Raw genomic sequence first — 20,702 nt, forward strand, 5'->3', positions numbered from 1 at the left:
AATGGAATTAAACATGGAAGAGCTGATAAAACAGGCCTATGGGTCGGTGTTTGAAGAAGAATTGATAAAAGAGATTGCCGAGGTGTCTACCCTTGTAGAATTTGAAGAGGGCGACAGGCTTATAGATATTGGTGAATACATACGAAGGATGCCTTTATTGCTTACAGGTGCCATTAAAATATTAAGAGAAGACAGGGATGAGGGAGACTTATTACTTTACTTTCTTGAAAAAGGTGATACCTGTGCCATGACACTTGCCTGCTGTATGGGAGATACCCGAAGCGAAATAAGGGCGATTGCCGAAAATAGTGGCTCCCTTGCCATGATTCCGGTAAATAAAATGGAAGAATGGCTGGGCAAGTATAAAAGCTGGCGCAACTTTGTATTTACAAGCTATAACAAACGCCTTAGTGAAATGCTTAATGCGGTAGATAACCTTGCCTTTATGAAAATGGACGAACGTTTGCTTAACTACCTTAATGAAAAGGCTAAGGTGAACAATTCCGATATTATAAACAACACCCATCAGGAAATCGCTTACGAGCTTAACACCTCAAGAGTAGTAGTTTCAAGGCTTTTAAAAGCATTTGAGAATGAGGGTAAAATTAAACTGAACAGAAATAATATTGTTCTTTTAAATAAATAAGCGCAGTGTAACTTTTGTTACTGCATGGCTCTAAACAGAGCACTAATTTAGCCTGAAATTATTAAAGCATACACTTATGGATGTAACAATGGTTTCAGGCTATTTTTTGGCCCTTTTGGTAGGGGTTTCCCTGGGGTTAATAGGAAGCGGAGGCTCTATATTAACGGTACCCATACTGGTTTATATACTTACAGTAAACCCTGTGCTGGCAACGGCTTACTCATTATTTGTAGTAGGAAGTACGGCACTTGTTGGGGGGCTTAGAAACGCTTTTCAGAAAAATGTAGACTTTTCCATAGTATGGGTGTTTGGTATTCCGTCGTTAATAGCGGCATACCTTGTTAGGGCATTTGTTATCCCTGCCATACCCGATGTGGTTTTTTCAGTTAGTTCCTTTATAATAACAAAATCTTTATTGTTAATGGTACTCTTTGCCGTGGTAATGCTTACGGCATCGGTACGCATGATACGATCCGGACAAACCGACACTCTTGCCGCTAATGTTGAGATTTCCTATACCAAACTGGTCGTTTTGGGTGTGTTTATAGGGGTTTTAGCAGGTGCGGTAGGTGCCGGGGGCGGATTCCTTATTATCCCGGCTTTGGTTTTTATAGCCCACATGCCCATGAAAAAGGCAGTTGGGACTTCACTTTTCATTATTGCCATACAATCTCTTGCAGGGTTTATGGGGGATGTGGGGCAGGCAGAAATAAACTGGCCATTCCTGCTATTGTTTTCATTAATGTCGGTTATCGGGATATTTATCGGTATAGGTCTCTCCAAAAAAATACCGGGTGAAAGCCTTAAAAAGGGCTTTGGCTGGTTTGTCCTGGCAATGGGTATATATATATTAGTTAAAGAAATTTTTATATAACTGATAGTAAATGGGTTGTGTAACTTTTGTTACTGCGTATTATTTACAGTTAAAGTAATTTTGGAGTATAAATTAATAAAAGAGTAAGCTATGTATTTTCAACATGTATATGATAAAACTTTAGCCCAGGCAAGCTACTTTATAGGCTGTCAGGCAAAAGGGGAGGCAATAGTAATAGATGCAAAAAGGGATATAGATACCTATCTTGAAATTGCCAAACAAAACAATATGACTATTACCCATATTGCAGAAACCCATATTCATGCCGATTTCCTAACCGGTTCAAGGGAACTTGCAAAGGTAACAGGTGCTAAAATGTACCTGTCTGACGAAGGTGGTGAAGGCTGGCAGTATGAGTTTGATCATATAGGGGTTAAAAACGGTGATGTAATTAAGGTAGGTAACCTTACACTGGAAGTTATTCATACACCTGGGCATACACCGGAGAGCATAAGCTTTCTGTTAACCGATCATCCTGCCACAAAGGAGCCTGTAATGTTATTTACCGGAGACTTTGTTTTTGTGGGTGATATAGGTAGGCCTGATTTACTTGAAAAAGCAGCCGGACTGGCAGGTACTCAGGATGCAGGAGCTAAACAGATGTACAAGTCTATAGAGAAGTTTGCTTCGTTGCCGGAATATATTCAGGTATGGCCGGGGCATGGTGCCGGGTCGGCATGTGGTAAGGCTCTTGGAGCAGTACCAAGTTCTACGGTAGGATATGAAAAAATACGAAACTGGGCTTTCCAGTACAATAATAACGAAAAAGGTTTTACTGATTTTCTGCTTGCCGATCAGCCGGAGCCGCCGAAGTATTTTGCCATGATGAAAAAGCTTAATAAGGTGGACAGGCCATTACTTATTGAAGTGCCTAAGCATGCAAAGCTTTCGAAAGCTGAATTTTTAGATGCTTATGAAAAAGGGATTAAAGTAATAGACACACGTAATAAGGCCGACTTTGCACAGGGGTTTATTCCGGGAAGTATAAATATACAGGGTAATAATTCATTTGCTACATGGTGTGGCTGGATGCTTAATTATGACGAGCAGTTTATACTGGTAGCCGATGAATCACAAATGGACGACCTGACCAGAAAACTGATGCGTATAGGTCTGGACAATATTTATGGTTTTGTAGATAACGTAAATGACTTTGGTTTTGAGCTCGAAAAAGCAGATGTGATTGACCTACATGAGTTTAAAACCTATTTGAACAAACCTAATGTACAGGTGCTGGATGTAAGGGGGGCTGCCGAATATGAAACAGGACATGTGGAAGGTGCAGAGAATCTTTTTGTAGGAACTTTAAAGGACAACCTTGATAAAATAGACAAAAACAAACAAGTGGTAATACACTGCCAGAGTGGAGACAGGGCTGCTATCGCAGCGTCATTACTTCATAAAAACGGAATAAAAGTCAAAAACTTTTCGGGTGGTATGGCAGAGTGGAAAAAAAATAATAACCTAACAGTGACTAAATAAGTAAGCGTATGAAAAATGTAAGGCAAAATGAATGGGAAGAGTTGGTAGCTCAGGATCCAAATGCGGTTATACTGGATGTACGAACAGAAGATGAGTGTGCTGACGGTACTATGCCTAATGCTGTTTGTATAAACTTTTTTGAGGCACAGCGTTTTTTTGATGAAATAAAAAAAATGGATCGTGACAAAAATTACTATGTGTACTGCAGAAGCGGAAACAGAAGTGGTATGGCTTGTCAGGCAATGGAAAGTTTAGGATTTAAAAACACGATAAACCTTACTGGAGGTCTAATTCTTTGGAAAGGTGAACTGGTTTAAGAGTTTTAAGTTATATTTTTATAATAATGTGATTAAATTGTGATTGATTTGAAAAGGCAGCTGTTAAGGCTGCCTTTTCTGCTTTTATTGTTATAATACCTGTATTTAACTAAATAGATGGGGCTATTTTTTGCATTAAAAGTATATTTGCGCCGAGTAATAAATCTTACAAAAATTTTGATTAGATTTATAGGATGTATATAGGGATAGGGATTAATGAAACTTAAAAACAATAAGCTAAAAAATAATATAAGGGTATTACTGCCGGTACTTCTACTGGTTTTTACCCAAGCTTTATTTTGTCAGGAAAACGACAGGCTTATTGTAAGCAAAGCTATTGAACTTTCCTTTTTTAGTCCTGATGAGTGCATTAAGTTAACCCAGCATCTTTTAAAAAAGGCAGAAACAGCTCCTCAATTTACTGAGGCATATCTTATAGAAGCCGATGCTTATAGGGCTAAAGGGGAATACAGCAAAAGTGCTAAAAATGTTTTTAATGCAAACCAATATCGTGAAAAGATAAACGACTCCTTAAAGGCTGAAATTCTTTTCAGGCAAATCTTTCTGTCAAGAACATTACGTTTATATAATCAGTTTGATAACTATGCTGCCAGTCTTATCAGTTTGTCCGAAAATCAGGATCAGGTATCATTATCTGCACTTATTACAATTAAACTGGATATTGAAAAGGCTTTTATTCTTTTTGGGAAAAATGAATATGCTAAAGCACTCGATGTTTTAAACACCCTTGAGAGAAATCATTTTCAGGAAATAAAGGCGTATTCTTACCTCGATAAATTTTATTTTGTAAAAGCCATAGCTTATAAAGGTCTTGAAGAATATGAGAAGAGCAATGACCATTACGTAAAGGCTACTAATGATTATTTAAAAAACCATTCCAAAACAAACAGGCTTATAGAAATTGCATTAGCAAAAGGACAGGCAGAGCTTCAGTTTTATAATAAGAGCTATGAAAAGTCAATTGAGAATCTGGGAATTGCGCTGGAAAAGGCTGAAAGGCTGGAAAATGTTTATTTGTTGGAAGAAATTAATAATCTTTTAGCTTTAAACTATCTTGCTCTTAATGATAAAGAAAACCATAACTTATATAACAACGAATTTTTAAGTTATAACCGAAAAGTATACGATTTGGAAATTGCTTCGGTTAACGAGTGTTATAGGCTTATAGGAGAACAGCAGGCTATAAACTATACTTCACGAGAAAACAGTCTCAGGTTATATATGTACAGTGCACTTGTAGTATTATGCTTAATACTGTTATTTGGTAATCTGTTGTATTTTTCAAACAGGGCACAAAAGAAAAGGTTAAAGGAAATTATAGGCTACCTGGAAGTGACAAATAAACTTTTGGTAGAGTCGACAGATAAGGTGAAGAAAATGACGCCTAAAAAATTGTCTATTCCAACTGAAACCGAACAGAATATACTGGCGAGTCTTAAAAAGTTTGAGGGAACAACAAAGTTTACTAATAAAGATATGTCACTCGCAACACTGGCAGCACAGCTGGATGTTAATACAAAATATCTATCGGAAATAATCAATAAGCACTATAACGATAATTTCAATACCTATATAAATAAGCTCCGTATTAACTATATAATAGAGAAACTTAAAAACGAGCCGGAATACCTGAATTATAAAATAAGTTATTTGGCCGAAGAAAGCGGTTTTTCATCACATAGTAGTTTTGCAACGGTGTTCAAATCTATTACCGGTATTGCCCCAACAGTTTTTATAGATTTACTGGGTAAGGAAATACATAATAAGAAAGCTTAATATGCTAGTTGTTATAAAAAGAGTAGTGATAATGTTGGCGCTTATAGTAATAAGTGCGGTATCGGCTTTTGCCCAACAGTCACAAAAAATAGACAGCATAGTACAGGCTAACAGGCTTACCATTTATAAAAATCCCGATGAGACCATACGAATAGGGGACTCCATTTATGAAGCCAGTAAAAGCTCGGGCGATAAAATAAGGGGACTTATTCTTATTTCAAATGCTTATTCATCCAAAAGAGACTATCAGCAGGCTTTAAAATATTGCTTGAGAGCCGATAGTATTTCCAAAAAACTGGATGAGCCTAACTTAAAGGCTAATCTGTTAAACAGTATTGCGGTAATCTATCAGCAGTTAAAGGTGTATGATAAAGCTATGGAGTACCTGGATGAAAATGACAGGTATATGGATAATCATCCGGTACGTGATTCAATTTATCTTAGAGCGACAAACAATGTGGTTAGAGGGCTTATTTATAAAGAAGACCTGAGTTGCGAGCTGGCCATTCCGTTTTTTAACAAAGCCCTTGAACAATATAAAAAGCTTAACACGGCTAATGAACAACCAAATATAAGTATCACATTATATAACAGGGCTTATTGCTTTTTGGCTTTGGAGCATTATGAGGAGGCAAAGGAAAGTTTTGAACTTTCTATACTATATGCCGAAAATACAAATGCAAAGAGCCTTAAAGCTTTTTCATTAAAAGGATTGTCTGAAGTATATACCCATGAGAAAGAATACCAGAAAGCAATAAATGTTTTAAAAGAAGCCTTTCTGTTAGCAGAAGATGTGGGAGACCTCATATTGAACAGGGGGATTTATAGTGCACTTGCCGATAATTATCTTGCAGTAAATAACTGGGAAAAATATCAGGAATACCGTAAACTCTTTCTTGAAAACCAATACATAATTAAGGAGTCGGAGAGAAGATCTATTAGTGATTCCATAGATGAACTTACTACAAATTATGCTCTTAAAACAGCTAATCTTACCAATAGATATTACATATATACAGGTGTAATAATCCTACTCATTTTAATGACTGTTTTTGTGGTTTTACGCTATCATAAAAAAGCTAAAAAATCATTAAATAACCTTAAATTAAGGTTTGAAGAGGTTAAAAAAGCCCGAAAAGGGATGGGTATTCTTTAAAATCTTATTTTTAAGTTAAAGCTCTGTATTATAGTGCTTTAATTCTTTATTTTTACTTTATAAATTACTGAATTCTAAAAGGATACTATTATAATGGTGTTTTCTTTTTGTTAATATTTGTTTACGTAATTAACACAAGCTATTAACTATTCTTAACACTATTAACTATGAATCAAAAACTACTAATAACGTTACGGTTATTATTGGTTAATTTCCCGAAATTATTCTTGGGGATTTTCCATCCGGTAGTTCCAAAAAACTCTTTTGGGAAAGTATCCATTTTGATGTTTTTTGTCCTTTTTGGCATTAATGCAAATGCGCAATTAGCTACCGAAGATTTTGAAAGTGGTATACCTGCAGCTTGGGCACAGGCAAACAACACAGTGGGTACATCTATTTTTGGTATTTCTACAGACGGATACAATTTAAGCACAGGAGCTGCTTTTATTGATCCAACTGCCGAGAATATTGGCGCGGGTAACACAGCACAATATTATTTGGTAACGCCATTGGTTACCGTTCCTGCAAACGGTGAGATTCGTTTTTTTACTAAGCAGGGTGATGCGGCAGAACATGGAAATGTTTACCAGGTAAAACTATCCACGGCGGGTCAAACCGATATTTCGGGCTTTACAACTACTTTAGCCACGTGGACAGAGAGTCAGATTTCTACAACTTATGAAGAGAAGGTTGTAACCATCCCGGGATCTATTGCTCCCGGTTTAAGTGTTTATATAGCTTTTGTTTTGGTTAACGATCAGCCGGGTGCTACACCGGATGCTGATACATGGTACCTTGATAATATAGGAGTACAATCGGCTGAGGTATGTGATCCTGTTTTGGCTGCTGATTTTACGGTTACTTCTGTAACTACCGAAACTGCTGAACTTACATGGACACACCCAACGGCTACTAACTTTGAAATCCAGATTGTTGCCGATGGTGCTACTCCCGGAACTGTAGGTACACCAACCGATAATACCTATTCGGCTGGTCCACTTACAGCAGAAACTGATTATGATGTATATATTAAAACTATATGTACCACTACAGAGAGTACATGGGCAGGCCCTTTTGACCTGACAACTGCTATTTTAGGTACATCTTGTGAGGCACCTATTGTTATACCGGACGACGGTAATACATTTACGCTTTCTTCAAACCTTAATGCATTTGTAAATCCAGATTTAGTGTATACTACTCCGGGTACCGACTGTGTGCCTGCTGGAGTAACTCAAAACTACTTAAACGGAGATAAAGCATTTTTGACTTTCACGCCGTCTCAGGATGGGCTGCTTAACCTGTCGCAAACTACTTTACCTTCTGCTTCGGGTACCGGGTGTTTTGGTAATTCAGGTTCCGGAGTATTTGTTTATGAAAGTTGTGCCGATGTTGGCGTACAATGTATAGGTGGTACTATAACAACCGCTACAGCAACTCCTGCTTATGTTTCTAACCTGTTTGTACAGGCTGGGCAAACGTATGTAATTGTAATTTCTTCAAATTATACTAATGGTGCGAGTGTGTGTTTTGATTTCACAGCAGATTTTTCTACCTGTGCACCACCAGCATCCTTTACATATTCTCATTTGTTACAAAATACTGTTTCCTTCTCATGGGATAACGAAGCAAACTTAGTTTCAAACTGGGAATATGCTGCTGTTCCTACAGGGTCTCCTGCACCTACATCAGGGCTTAACAGTACAGCTACAAATATTGATAATCCATTAACCGGCTTAACGGCAGGTACTGCTTACGATTTATATGTACGTTCGGTATGTGGTGGCACTCCGGGTGAATGGAGTAATCCATACAAATTCACTACACAATGTGATGTGTTTGATATTCCTTATACTACAAACTTTGCAGGTACATCGGCTACTGCACCACAGGTATGCTGGACATCTGTAGATGTTAATGCAGATGGATTAAAATGGACATACCTTGGAGGTTATGCTACTTTGCAAACCAACACTTATGCTGATTTTAATAACGATATGCTTGTTACTCCGCAATTTAACTTTACAGGAGCTCAAAAAAGAATTCGTTTTAAAGACAGAAGTACAAATGGTGTTTCAAGTTATTCTATAAAACTTTCTACGACAGGTATTGGTGGTGACGAGTTCACTACTGTTATTATGCCGGAAACCCAAATAACCAACACAGGTTTTGTGGAAAGAATAATTTATATTCCAACTACAGTAACGGGTGCAGCAAATATTGCATTTGTTGTAACTCCGGGGACAGGTAGTGTTGCTACAAGAATCTCTATAGATGATGTGTTTATTGAAGACGTTCCTGCATGTCCGGATCCGCTTAACATAGCTGCTGCAGATATTACTACTGATTCGGCTACATTATCATGGACACAAGGTTTCCAGGAAACACAATGGGAAGTAATTGTACAGCCTACCGGTACAGCTGCACCGGCAGATACTGATTCGGGTGACCTTACAACAAATAATGTTAACTATCCGGTTTCAGATCTTGAGCACTCTACACAATATGATGTGTATGTAAGGGCTTACTGTAATGATACAGATCAGAGTAACTGGGTTGGTCCATACGTGTTTATTACAGAGTGTGGAATATTTGATGTTCCTTATTTTGAGAACTTTGATACGGCAGATACTGAAAACTCACACAAATTCTGCTGGACTATACTTGACGCTAATGCAGATGGTGCACAGTGGAACTTCACTACTACTTTAGCGGCAATACAGGGTAACCCGTTTTTTGGTACACCGGTATTTGACGATTGGTTAATTTCTCCTGCTATCAACGTAGTTGGTACAAAAGAACTTAAATTCAAATACAGGGCTGCATTCTCTTTCTTCTTCCCTAATCCACGATTTGGGGTACAGGTATTAATGTCTACTACAGATACTGATCCTGCTAGTTTTACAGAGATTATGCCTTTGATGGAGTTTACTAATACTGATTATATAGAGAAGTCACTTTACATCAATGCAAACGGTCCTGTTTACATTGCGTTTAGGGTTCCGCCTACATTCTCAACAGTAGAAGGTACTTCGGTATTCCAACTGGAAGATGTAAGGATAGACGAAGCACCGGCTTGTCCTATGCCTAACTATGGTGAGTTAACTGCTTCAAACATAACTCAAACAGATGCAGTACTTGCATGGACTCCCGGTTTTATGGAGACCGAATGGCAGGTAATCGTTCAGCAACAGGGAACAGGTGTTCCGGCTGATACTGATACTGGTAATCAAACTACTAACAATACTCCTTATCCGGCAGCTAACTTATTGCCAAATACAACTTACGAATATTACGTAAGAGCATACTGTAATGATACAGACCAGAGTGAATGGGTAGGGCCATACACCTTCACAACATTATGTGAGGCATTTACTACACCGTTCCTTGAAACATTTGAACCATCATCAGAGTCTGAAGAATGTTGGAGATCTGTAAACGAAAACTCTGATTCATTTGCCTGGACGCTTGATGCTACATTAGATGCTTTTGAAGGGATTCATTCGGCAGGTATTTTCTCAGGTTCAAATGGTAATAATGATGACTACTTAATTTCACCAACCATTACGGTTACTGCAGGTCAGAGATTAAGATTCCAATACAGAACATACAGTGAGTATTTTGAGGAAGATTTAGAGATAAGACTTTCTGTAAACGGTAACGAACTGTCTGAGTTTACTACTGTACTTTATAATAGTGATGACGATCCAAACCCTATAAATAACCCATATTGGAAGGAAATGATACTTAATCTTCCTGCGGGTATAACGGGAGATATTAATATTGCATGGGTAATACCTCAAAGAGAGCCTAGCCCGCTGGGATACAGAGGACAGACATTACTTATTGACAATGTGGTTATAGAAGATGTTCCTACGTGTGCTGCTCCAAATAACCTTGCGGTTAACTCTATTACCGATGCGTCTGTACAATTATCATGGAATACCAATGGTGATGAAACAGCTTGGGATATTTATGTACAACCGGCAGGTATGGGTGCTCCTGTAGGAGATGGTGATCCGGAATACTTATCTACGGTCGATTCTAACCCAACAACAGTTAACGGACTTACAGCTGCCTCTCAATACGAGTACTATGTAAGAGCAGTATGTAGTGATACAGAAGAGAGCGAGTGGGTAGGGCCTTTTGTGTTTACAACACTATGTCCTTTAGCTACTGCTTGTGAGTATACATTTACGCTTACTAACGATGCCGGAGGATTCTCTGGTGAGTTACAGATTATCCAGAATGAACTGGTAGTAACTACTATTGATTTACCTGGTTCTGGTGCAGGTACGGTTACGGTTCCTGTATTCTTGTGTGACGGAGTTGAATTCTCTGTTTACTGGGATGGTTTAGGATCTTATGTTCCGGGTAGTAGTTCAAGTGCAGTGATTACAATAGCGCAGGGTGGTTCAACAATCTGGACAAGCCCGTCTCCGTTAGATCAAATGAATACTATTCTTTACAATGGTTTTGCTTCATGTAGTACAGTTACCTGTCCGCAGCCTACAGCACTTACTGTAGATGCTAACGGTGTACTTTCATGGACAGCAGGAGGTAGCGAAACACAATGGGAAGTTTACCTTCAGCCATTAGATAACGGTACATTACCACAATCAGGCATTATCGTTGATACTAACTCTTACACTCCATCGGCAGCCGATTTCAATATGCCTGAACAAGGTACTTATGAGTTTTTTGTAAGAGCCGTATGTGGGGAAGGAGATGAGAGCTTCTGGTCTGGTCCGCAGGAATTTGTTAGAAACGATTCTGCAGATACAGCACTTGTAGTTCCTGTAAACGGTACTGAGACTTGTGAAGAATCAGTAAGTAAAATAAGCTTTATCAATGCTACTGTATCACCTGCGCCAATGACTTGTGCGGGTGCCAACGACGGTGATGTTTGGTTGCAGTTTGATGCTGTTGCTAAAGTTCATACAATTAGTTTAACTAACTTCTCCGGTTCATACTACTACAGTGGTGGTAACCCACCACATGCAAACGTAACAATGACACTATACCATGTAAACGGTACTGTACTTGAAGAACTGGTTTGTTCTGAAAATAATGTTATAGTTGCAGCATATAGCTCTGAGCTTATAGTAGGTGATACTTATAAAGTGAGATTAACCCTTAACGGTACAGCTCCAAACGAGCATACTTTTGATGTGTGTATTACTACTCCGCAGGATTTATGTGCTTTAGATGCTATTAACGGTGGGTTTGAAACTCCTCCATCTGTTTTTGGTATAAACAACTTCTACGATCAGCATGTAGTACCGGGATGGAGAAACAATCTTACTGAAGAAGATACCTCTCTTTATAATACAATCTTCTTTAGTGATCAATTTGGTGTAATAGGCTATACTCCTTATGAAGGTGGTCAGTCAATCCAGTTAGTGTCTGCAGATAGTTCTGAACCAACAAACCCGGATGATTTAGTAAATATTAAAGGTACATACCAGGACTTCGATAGTTCTGAGGTAGTAACTTACAACTATAGCTTTGCTCACCTTTCAAGAACAGATGGTACAGTAGTACAACTATATGCAGGTCCTCCTGCTGGTCCGTTTGAGCTTCTTGTAGAGCAGGCAGGTACAGTAACATGGGCTGTATATGAAGGTGAATACAATGTTCCTGCCGGACAGGATGTAACAAGATTCATATTCAGATCTAAAGACAACGCAATTGGTAACATTATAGATGCAGTAAGCATTACAGCAAATAACGAGATTGTTACAGAGCCTTTAACTTTAGATTGTACCGAAGATACCCTTACACTTGAAGCTAAAGGTGTAGGTGAGTGGAGTGCCGATGAAAATAACCCTACAGAAGTTGTGTTTGAAGATGCTGCAAACAGTACTACAACAGTTAGTGGACTTATAGCTTCGGGTGATTATACATTCTACTGGAATACACGTTACTGTGAAAACAATTTAGTGATTACAAATATCGCTGTTGATGATGTTCCTGAGGTGACCTCTCCGGTAGAGTACTGCCAGGGAGCAACTGCTGAGGCATTAACTGCTACAGAGATTGAAGGTTATACTTTAGCTTGGTATACTGTACCAACTGAAGGTACTGCAGAAACTGAAGCACCTGTGCCTTCTACAGAGACTGTAGGTACAACGTCATACTATGTGGCTTATGTAAATGCTGAAGGTTGTGAAGGACAGAGAGCACAAATTGATGTTGTTATCAATGAGCCTGTTGCTGCTGTGGTTGAGTTTAGTTATGATTCTCCTTCATGTATCAATACTGGTGATGAGCTAATCCCGAATATTGGTACAGACTTCACTTTTGGCGGAACATTTACATCTGCAACACTTACTGTAGATACTGAAACAGGTATTGTAGATCTTACAACTGCTACCGAAGGTACTCACGAAATTGTGTACACTTTTGAGAATGATGTTGTAACCTGTACAGCTGTCGGTACATATACTGCTACTGTTGAGCTTGTAGGTGCAATTACTCCGGTAGTTGAATTTACATATAACAGCATTTACTGCTATGACAGTGGAAATGTATTACCGGAAACCGAAACAGGTTTCACAACCGGTGGTGTGTTTACTGCAGATGCAGGGCTTGTGATTGACCCGGTAACGGGTGAGATAGATACTATGGCTAGTACAGCCGGTACATATACGGTTACTTATACTATTGAGGCTGATGAGGCTACATGTAATGTAGGCGGAACTCATACTGTAACTTTAACTGTTGTAGGAGATCTTTCGGTAGGTATAGATCAGGAGTGTAGAGGCAGCAGCACTTGGCTAGTTGCTACTGCAGCAAACGGTACTTTTGGTAACGATGTGACTTATATATGGAGAAATGAAGATGGTATAGCTGTAGGTTCAGACAGTGCAGAATTTAACGTGTCTGAATACTTTGCTTCAAACAGTACACTTGAACTTCCGTTAGGCTTTACTCTAACAGTAACTGCAGGTTCATGTACAGGTGAGGCAGCTTACACAGTAGAAACAATGATGTGCCAGATACCACGTGGTATATCTCCAAACGGTGACGGAGATAACGATACATTTGATTTAACTGACCTAGGGGTTAGTGAGATCGTTATCTTCAACCGTTATGGTAAGCAGGTATTCGAGCAAGGTAACGGATACACTAACCAGTGGCATGGTCAGGATAAAAAAGGTAACGACCTTCCTGACGGTACATATTTCTATAGCTTAACAAAATCTAACGGTGAGCAATTAACCGGTTGGGTTTACATAAGCAGGGAATATTAATATTTAGTAAAGGCAGCCTGTCTGTCTGTTTAAGGCAGGCAGGCTTTTATTAATCTTCATTTCACATCGACATACTTCAATGAAAAGAATATATATAACAATGGCTATAGCTTTTGCGGCTGTATTTAGTGCAAAAGCGCAGCAGGATCCTCATTATACACAGTACATGTATAATATGAATGTGGTAAACCCGGCTTATGCGGGGTCTAAGGAAGGTATTTCCGGAGGATTACTGTACAGGGCACAGTGGGTAGATATCGAGGGGGCTCCAAAAACAGGAACACTTTCATTACATAGCCCTGTGGGTAAAAATGTAGGTTTAGGGCTATCTGCCATAACCGATAAAATTGGTCCGGTAGAGGAAAACAATGTTTACGGAGATTTCTCTTATACACTTGACTTAGGAGGGGAGCACAAGTTAGCCTTGGGTTTAAAGGCAGGTCTTACTTTCCAGAATGTAGGACTGTTTAGCGATATTGGCGATGGGTATGTACCATCAACATCAGATGTTGCTTTTAAAGAAAACACAAGTAATACTTATTTTAATATAGGTACAGGTTTGTTTTACTATACAAACAAATATTACCTGGCTTTCTCGGTACCAAACATGCTAAAAACAAAGCATCTTGATGTTAGAGAAGACGGAAGCGAAAGACAGTTCGGGTCTGAAGTTCAGCATTATTTCCTAACAGGAGGTTATGTGTTCGATTTATCGGCAAACACAAAAATGAAACCTTCTGCGATGCTTAAGTCGGCTTTTAATGCGCCTACTTCGCTTGATTTATCGTTAAACTTTTTGTTCTTTGATAAGTTTGAAGTAGGAGGTACTTACAGGCTGGACGACTCGGTTGGTGCTATGGTTAATTATGCTGTTACACCAAGTATAAGGATAGGTTATGCTTACGATCATGTAACGTCTGATCTTAATGTTACTACACCGGCATCACACGAGGTAATGCTTTTATTTGATTTGAACAAAAGGAAAAAAGTATCTGTTTCACCAAGATTCTTCTAACCAGATAAATGAGACTCTTTTAATATGAAAAAAATATATATCGCAGCAGGGCTTTTAATGGCACTGTACGGAAATTCCCAAACTAAAGATACTCAGAAGGCAGATGCTCTTTATGAAAACTCAAGGTATACAGCTGCTATAGAAGAGTATCTTGGTTTAGTTAACAAAGACAAAGCCGATGCTTATGTGTATAAGCAACTGGCAGACAGTTACTATTCTGTTTTTAATATGCCCGATGCTGCCACTTGGTATGCAAAAGCCATTGAAGAGAAACAGGATGCTGAAACTTATTACAGATATGCGGTAGCTTTAAGGGCTCAGGGTAAATATGCCGAGGCTAACCGACAAATGGATACGTTTGCATCAATGCTTCCTAACGATCAGAGAGCACAGCTACACAAATCAAATCCGGATTACATTCCCGCATTAAACAAACAAAACAAGCTTTTTGATGCTGCGGAGGCAGATGTAAACAGTACAGATAAAAGTGATTTTGGTGCTGTACTGGCAAACGATAACACACTTTATTTTGTAAGTACAAGAAACACTTCGGCTACCGATGATTATGGTCAGCCATACATAGATATATACAGTGCAGTAAGAAATGAAAATGGTTCGTTCTCTGAAGCTGTTGCTGTAAACGAACTGAATACACGCTTTCATGATGGTCCTGTTACTATTAGTGCCAACGGGCACACCATATACTTTGCCAGAGACGGTCATGCAGATGGTAACTATGTAAAAGGGAGTAAAGTTAAGCTGGCACAAATTGGTTTGTACAAAGCGACTAAAACAGATGGTAAGTGGCAAAACATTATAGCACTGCCTTTTAACAGTACTTCTTACTCTGTAGGTAGTCCAAGCCTTAGTGCCGATGGTAAAACGCTTTATTTTGCGTCAAATATGCCGGGCGGACTTGGAGATACAGATATCTGGAAAGTAAGTGTAAACAGCGATGGTACTTATGGTGCTCCGGTGAACCTTGGTAAAGAGGTTAATACTCCGGGTAAGGAGAATTTCCCTTTCATTACAGATGATAATGTACTTTATTTCGCTTCTATTTCGCGTCCAGGATATGGCGGATTCGATATTTTTAAAGCCGATTTAAACAAAGGTGGAGAGGCTGTTAACCTTGGTAAACCAGTTAACAGTGAGAAAGACGACTTCTCTTTTAGCTTCAATACTCAAAAAAATGTAGGATATTTTTCATCAAATCGTAGTGGTGCAGACAATATTTATACTGCAAATCCAGTTTGTAGGGTAGAAGCGATTGCAACTGTTACAGATATAAAGACTGGTAAACTTCTGGCTGATGCCAAAGTAGCCATATTAGATAACCGTAATAATGTGATTGAAACAAAACAAACGGGTAGTAATGGTGTTGCATTTTATAATGTGGATTGTGATACTGATTATGTACTTGAAGTTTCAAAAGAAGGGTATGATAGTGCAACATTTGCCATTGCAAAAACGCAGGAAAAACAGGTAGCGGTACCGGTAGCATTAAAACCGGTTAACGAACTGATTAAGGAAACTCATATTGAACTGGCTGATATTAACTTTGAATTCGGGAAGAGCAACATTACAAGAGAAGGTGCTCAGGAGTTGGATAAGTTAGTAGAGATTATGAACGATTACCCTAATATGGTAATTTATGTAAAAGCCCATACCGACACAAAAGGTAGTGCTTCATACAACATGATGCTTTCTGAAAAGAGAGCACAGGCAACAGTTTCTTATGTAATTTCAAAAGGTATTAGTAAAGATCGTATTACAGGAAAAGGTTTTGGAGAGACAGAGCCAAAGGTAAATTGCGGTGAAAATTGTACCGATAATCAGAACGCTGCGAACCGTCGTTCGGAGTTTTTGATTGTTAAGAAGTAGTATAACTACTGTTAAATAAAGATTGCAAAGGCGAAAATAGGTGGTTTTCAGGTTTAAATCACCTATTTTTGCCGTTTTTAAAAAAGGCTTAAAAGAAATGAAAAAGATTATTGCCTCGTGCCTGATGTTCCTGTCAGTATTTACTGCTTTTGCTCAGGGCGAACCAAATGATTGTGTTAATGCAATTACAGTGTGTGGGAACGGCACATTTGTCTCAAATGCCAATGGTATTGGCCAAGTTCAGGAAGTTACCGGATGTGGCGGTTTTGAAAACAACTCTATCTGGATTAAAATCAATATTGTACAAGCCGGAAACCTTGGGTTTGACTTAGTGCCTGACGATACTGATATTAATGTAGATTATGATTTTTGGGTTTATCCCGCTAATGCCGAATGTGGCTCTCTTGGTGCGCCTATACGTTGTTGTACCACTAACCCTGTAATGGCTGGTTTAACTAACAACCATACCGGGATGAATGGTAATACGTTAATTACACAGTCTGGTCCCGGTGCCGATGGTGACGGATATGTAAGATGGCTTACGGTATCACCGGGGCAATCCTATTATATTGTAATAGACAGACCGATAGGTGACGGAGGCTTTTCGATAGACTGGACAGGTACTGCAACTTTTGGAGACGGGGCTTTCCCTCAGGCACCAGATGCAAACCAACTTGATGAGGTGAGAACCTGTAGCAATAATCCTAATGTTGGAGTTTTTGATTTAGGTGCTTTAAAGCCTCAAATAAATAGCGATACTACAAATAATACAATTGAGTTTTTTACCAGTGCTGCAAATGCGGTAGATGGTACTTCTCCGTTAAGTGATATTATTTCAAATACATCTAATCCTCAGCAAATTTATGCTAAGGTTACAGATAATACTACAGGATGTTCTTCTATTACTGATTTTACAATAGCAGTATATCCTTTACCAAATATAACGGTGACCGCTTCTCCACAAGACGCCTGTCCGGGAGCCGATGTAACAGTAACTTTTTCAGGTCCTGCAAATGCAAACTTCAATTATAATATAGATGGTGGTGCGCCACAATCGGCAATTCTTGATGCTAATGGTTCTTTTACTATAACTCAGGGTTATATGCAGGATACTACTTATACGCTTGAGGATGCTAACATAACTACTTCAGATGGTACTGTGGTATGTAGCCAGTCTTTATCCGCTTCAGTTACTATAAATGTAAACGATATGGAACCGCTGGTATTTACTACAAATGGTCCGGTATGTTCAGATGATGACGGTGTTATTACTTTAACAGGTCCTGCAAATGCAACAGTAAACTATACCATAGGTTCAAACCCTTCCCAAACAATTACTCTTGACGGTACAGGCCAGGGTACAATAATACTACCGGCTCTTACTGCTACTACTGATTTTGTAATTATAGATGTAACAGATGCTCAGGCTCCTTTTTGTACAGTAACACTTAACGAAACCGATGCTTTAGAGGTAACAGGCGCTCCTGTATTAACAGAGCCCGAACCAATGCATGAATGTATTGATGGTAATACTGGTGTGGCTTCTTTTGATTTAGAAAGTAATAATGATACCATAACAGGAGCAGGAACTTTTGTTTTGACTTACCACATGTCTCAGGCAGATGCCGATAATGATACGGGTGCGATTACATCTCCTTATGAAAGTGCATTGGCAAACCAAACCCTTTTTGTAAGGGTAGAGGTAGGTAGTGGTGCTTCGTGTGTTTCATTTACCACTATAGATCTTATTGCAACAAATGCCCCTGCCGTAACAGCTCCGGCTCCTCAGGTGGTTTGTGATGATAATGCCGACGGATTAATGCAGTTTGATTTAACTTCAACTATTAACGTAATTACAGGGAATAATGCCTCTTATCAGGTTTCTTTCTTTATTACCCAAATAGATGCAGATGCAGACACTTCTGCAATAGCAAACCCTGCAGCCTATACTAATACAGTACCGGGAGGACAAACTATTTTTGTAAGAGTAGTTGATCCTGCTAATACGGCATGTTATGCTACTACTTCGTTTGACTTAGTAGTTAACCCATCGCCACAGGTGCCGGCGGTAATTTCTGATTACGAGTTATGTGATTTTGATGGCGATAATGTAGAGATATTTGACCTTACCACAAGAGCTGCCGAGATAGGTTCGTTTACACTTAGTTACTATACCTCTCTGGCAGATGCTACTACTTCTGCAAACGCTATTACAGATTCTGTAAACTATCAGTCAGGTGGAGAACCTATTTATGTAAGATCAGAAAATCCTAACGGATGTTTTTCTGTTACGACTTTCAATACGGTTGTAAATATTTTACCGGTTATAAATAATCCAGCTCCTGTATTTGCAGGTTGTGAAGAAGTTAGTGGTCAGGCCGACTTTATACTGCATAACCATGATACTGCTGTAACAGGCGGACAGGCAGGAATGACAGTACGCTACTTTGCTACCCAGGGCGCAGCCGAGATAGGCGACCCAGCAGATGAGTTGCCAGCTGTATATGTATTTCCAACTACGAATATCTATGCTAGAGTTACTGCTACAACAACAGGTTGTTGGGTAGTGATAACAGTTCCGTTAGAGGTAATTCAGGCTCCTATAGGTGAAAACCCTGATGCTCTTGAAGAGTGTGACCTTAACGGTGACGGTTCGGCTAAGTTTAATCTTCAGGCAGTGCTTGATGATCTTGAAGCTCAAATGCCGGGTGTTATTGCTACGGCACACGAAACACAGGATGACGCTGATATGGCTACCAATGCTATAACAGATACAACAGAATATATTTATCTTCCTGTAAATAACCCTTCAGGAATTATATACATAAGATTACAGTCGGGGCAAACAGAATGCTATGACGTAATTGAGCTACAGTTAATCGTTCACCCTGTGCCTGAGGCTACCACACCACAGTCCTACGGACTGTGTGATAACGGTCTTGACGATGCCGACGGCGAAGGCATCTTTGACCTAACTACGGTAGAGTCGGAAGTACTGGGACTATTAGACCCTGCACAATACAGTGTAAGCTACCATGAGAGCGCAGATGACGCTGCTAACAATGCAGCTCCAATCGCCACCCCCGGTAACTACACCAGCACAGGGGGTATTGTATACATCAGAGTCACCAATAACGCCACGGGCTGTTATGATGTAGTGGAGCTTGAACTTATCGTTCACCCGCTACCGCAGGCCAACCAGCCTACACCCTACACGCTTTGTGATGAGAATACAGTAAACGGTCAGCCTGATGAAACAGAAGTGTTTGACCTAACGAGCAAAACAGAAGAGATTATCGGCACTCAGGACGGTATTAACCTTACCTTCCACCATACCTTAGCGGATGCCCAGGCGGGCGCCAATGCCATTGCTAACCCAGAGGCCTACACCAACCAGAGTACGGTTGAGGCGATCTATGTAAGAGTAACCTTTGAAGCTACGGACTGCTACAGAATCGTACTGCTTGATATCAGGGTAGCTCCGCTACCGGTACTTGTACCACCATCTGCAGAAGACCTGCTGGTATGTGACCCTGACGGTGACGGCTTTGCCCAGTTTGACCTTGAAGCACTGGTAGAAGATATGGTAGATAACGGAGAAGACCTTTTGGTTACCTTCCATGAAACCGCTATCGATGCAGAGAGCGGATTAAACCCAATCCCTAACCCTGATAACTATACCAATACCTTAGCCTATGCTCAAACCGTTTATGTAAGGGTTGAAAATACGGTAACAGGTTGTTATACCTCTACGGCTTATGCCTTAGACCTTGTAGTAGTGGATGCTCCTCAACTACCGGATCTTGAAGATATCACCCTGTGTGATGAGGACAACAACGATCAGGACGGAGTAACGGCTATCGACCTTACCATTCATGATGCTATCATCCTTGATGCCCTGGACGGCACGGATGCCGATTATACGATCCATTACTTTACTACCGAAGCTGCGGCTGAGGCAGGAGCACCACGAATCACCAACGCCACAGCTTACAACGGTGCTGACGGTCAGGTAATCTGGGTAAGGGTAGAGGATATCGCTACAGGCTGCTACAGCATTGCGACCTTCACCCTTCATGTAAACACGCCACTGGCGCTTACCACTCCACCGGTGCTTACGATTTGTAACGAAGCCCTACCGAATGACGCACAGGCCGAGTTTGACCTTACGGTAATGGACAACACAATATTAGGTCCGTTTGGCGTAGGACTGGGCTATACGGTAAACTACTATGAGCCGGGAGCTGCTACCCCAATTGCGAACCCATCGAGCTA

9 protein-coding genes and 1 pseudogene are annotated in these 20,702 nt (G+C 39.7%); all 10 read left to right on the forward strand.

What is annotated here, in order from left to right:
- The first annotated feature begins 13 nt into the window (after positions 1-13).
- Positions 14-646, forward strand: coding sequence for a Crp/Fnr family transcriptional regulator (locus V3Z67_RS04350; RefSeq protein ID WP_330442162.1), 633 nt, complete (start codon positions 14-16; stop codon positions 644-646).
- Positions 647-722: 76 nt separating this feature from the next.
- Complete coding sequence (locus V3Z67_RS04355; protein ID WP_330442148.1) at positions 723-1,520, forward strand: sulfite exporter TauE/SafE family protein; 798 nt, start codon at positions 723-725, stop codon at positions 1,518-1,520.
- Positions 1,521-1,610: 90 nt separating this feature from the next.
- On the forward strand, positions 1,611-3,002 hold the full coding sequence (locus V3Z67_RS04360) for an MBL fold metallo-hydrolase (protein WP_330442149.1): 1,392 nt from the start codon (positions 1,611-1,613) through the stop codon (positions 3,000-3,002).
- 8 nt (positions 3,003-3,010) lie between these two features.
- Positions 3,011-3,319, forward strand: a complete 309-nt coding sequence (locus V3Z67_RS04365) for a rhodanese-like domain-containing protein (RefSeq protein WP_330442150.1) — start codon at positions 3,011-3,013, stop codon at positions 3,317-3,319.
- A gap of 216 nt (positions 3,320-3,535) precedes the next feature.
- Positions 3,536-5,116 carry a helix-turn-helix domain-containing protein gene (locus V3Z67_RS04370; RefSeq protein WP_330442151.1) on the forward strand — a complete coding sequence of 527 codons (1,581 nt, stop codon included), beginning with the start codon at positions 3,536-3,538 and terminating at the stop codon, positions 5,114-5,116.
- 1 nt (position 5,117) lies between these two features.
- Positions 5,118-6,272 (forward strand): tetratricopeptide repeat protein, encoded by a 1,155-nt coding sequence (locus V3Z67_RS04375; RefSeq protein WP_330442152.1) that lies wholly within the window; start codon positions 5,118-5,120, stop codon positions 6,270-6,272.
- A gap of 167 nt (positions 6,273-6,439) precedes the next feature.
- Positions 6,440-13,528, forward strand: coding sequence for a choice-of-anchor J domain-containing protein (locus V3Z67_RS04380; RefSeq protein ID WP_330442153.1), 7,089 nt, complete (start codon positions 6,440-6,442; stop codon positions 13,526-13,528).
- Positions 13,529-13,607: 79 nt separating this feature from the next.
- The gene (locus tag V3Z67_RS04385) at positions 13,608-14,543 is read left to right on the forward strand and encodes a PorP/SprF family type IX secretion system membrane protein (RefSeq protein WP_330442154.1); all 936 of its coding nucleotides are present in this window, start codon (positions 13,608-13,610) and stop codon (positions 14,541-14,543) included.
- A gap of 24 nt (positions 14,544-14,567) precedes the next feature.
- Positions 14,568-16,427: an OmpA family protein gene (locus tag V3Z67_RS04390; protein WP_330442155.1), complete on the forward strand. Its 1,860-nt coding sequence runs from the start codon at positions 14,568-14,570 to the stop codon at positions 16,425-16,427.
- A gap of 97 nt (positions 16,428-16,524) precedes the next feature.
- Positions 16,525-20,702, forward strand: a pseudogene (locus tag V3Z67_RS04395) (hypothetical protein); the annotation flags it as partial.

Origin of the sequence: Flavobacterium sp. C4GT6 (assembly GCF_036347315.1) — a bacterium.
Taxonomy (GTDB): Bacteria; Bacteroidota; Bacteroidia; order Flavobacteriales; family Flavobacteriaceae; genus Flavobacterium.

What these genes read in the sequence shown, in the direction of transcription:
- V3Z67_RS04385 (WP_330442154.1), top strand. Translation starts at nt 13,608, where the DNA reads ATGAAAAGAATATATATAACAATGGCTATAGCTTTTGCGGCTGTATTT.
- V3Z67_RS04390 (WP_330442155.1), top strand. Translation starts at nt 14,568, where the DNA reads ATGAAAAAAATATATATCGCAGCAGGGCTTTTAATGGCACTGTACGGA.
- V3Z67_RS04355 (WP_330442148.1), top strand. Translation starts at nt 723, where the DNA reads ATGGATGTAACAATGGTTTCAGGCTATTTTTTGGCCCTTTTGGTAGGG.
- V3Z67_RS04350 (WP_330442162.1), top strand. Translation starts at nt 14, where the DNA reads ATGGAAGAGCTGATAAAACAGGCCTATGGGTCGGTGTTTGAAGAAGAA.
- V3Z67_RS04365 (WP_330442150.1), top strand. Translation starts at nt 3,011, where the DNA reads ATGAAAAATGTAAGGCAAAATGAATGGGAAGAGTTGGTAGCTCAGGAT.
- V3Z67_RS04375 (WP_330442152.1), top strand. Translation starts at nt 5,118, where the DNA reads ATGCTAGTTGTTATAAAAAGAGTAGTGATAATGTTGGCGCTTATAGTA.
- V3Z67_RS04380 (WP_330442153.1), top strand. Translation starts at nt 6,440, where the DNA reads ATGAATCAAAAACTACTAATAACGTTACGGTTATTATTGGTTAATTTC.
- V3Z67_RS04360 (WP_330442149.1), top strand. Translation starts at nt 1,611, where the DNA reads ATGTATTTTCAACATGTATATGATAAAACTTTAGCCCAGGCAAGCTAC.
- V3Z67_RS04370 (WP_330442151.1), top strand. Translation starts at nt 3,536, where the DNA reads ATGAAACTTAAAAACAATAAGCTAAAAAATAATATAAGGGTATTACTG.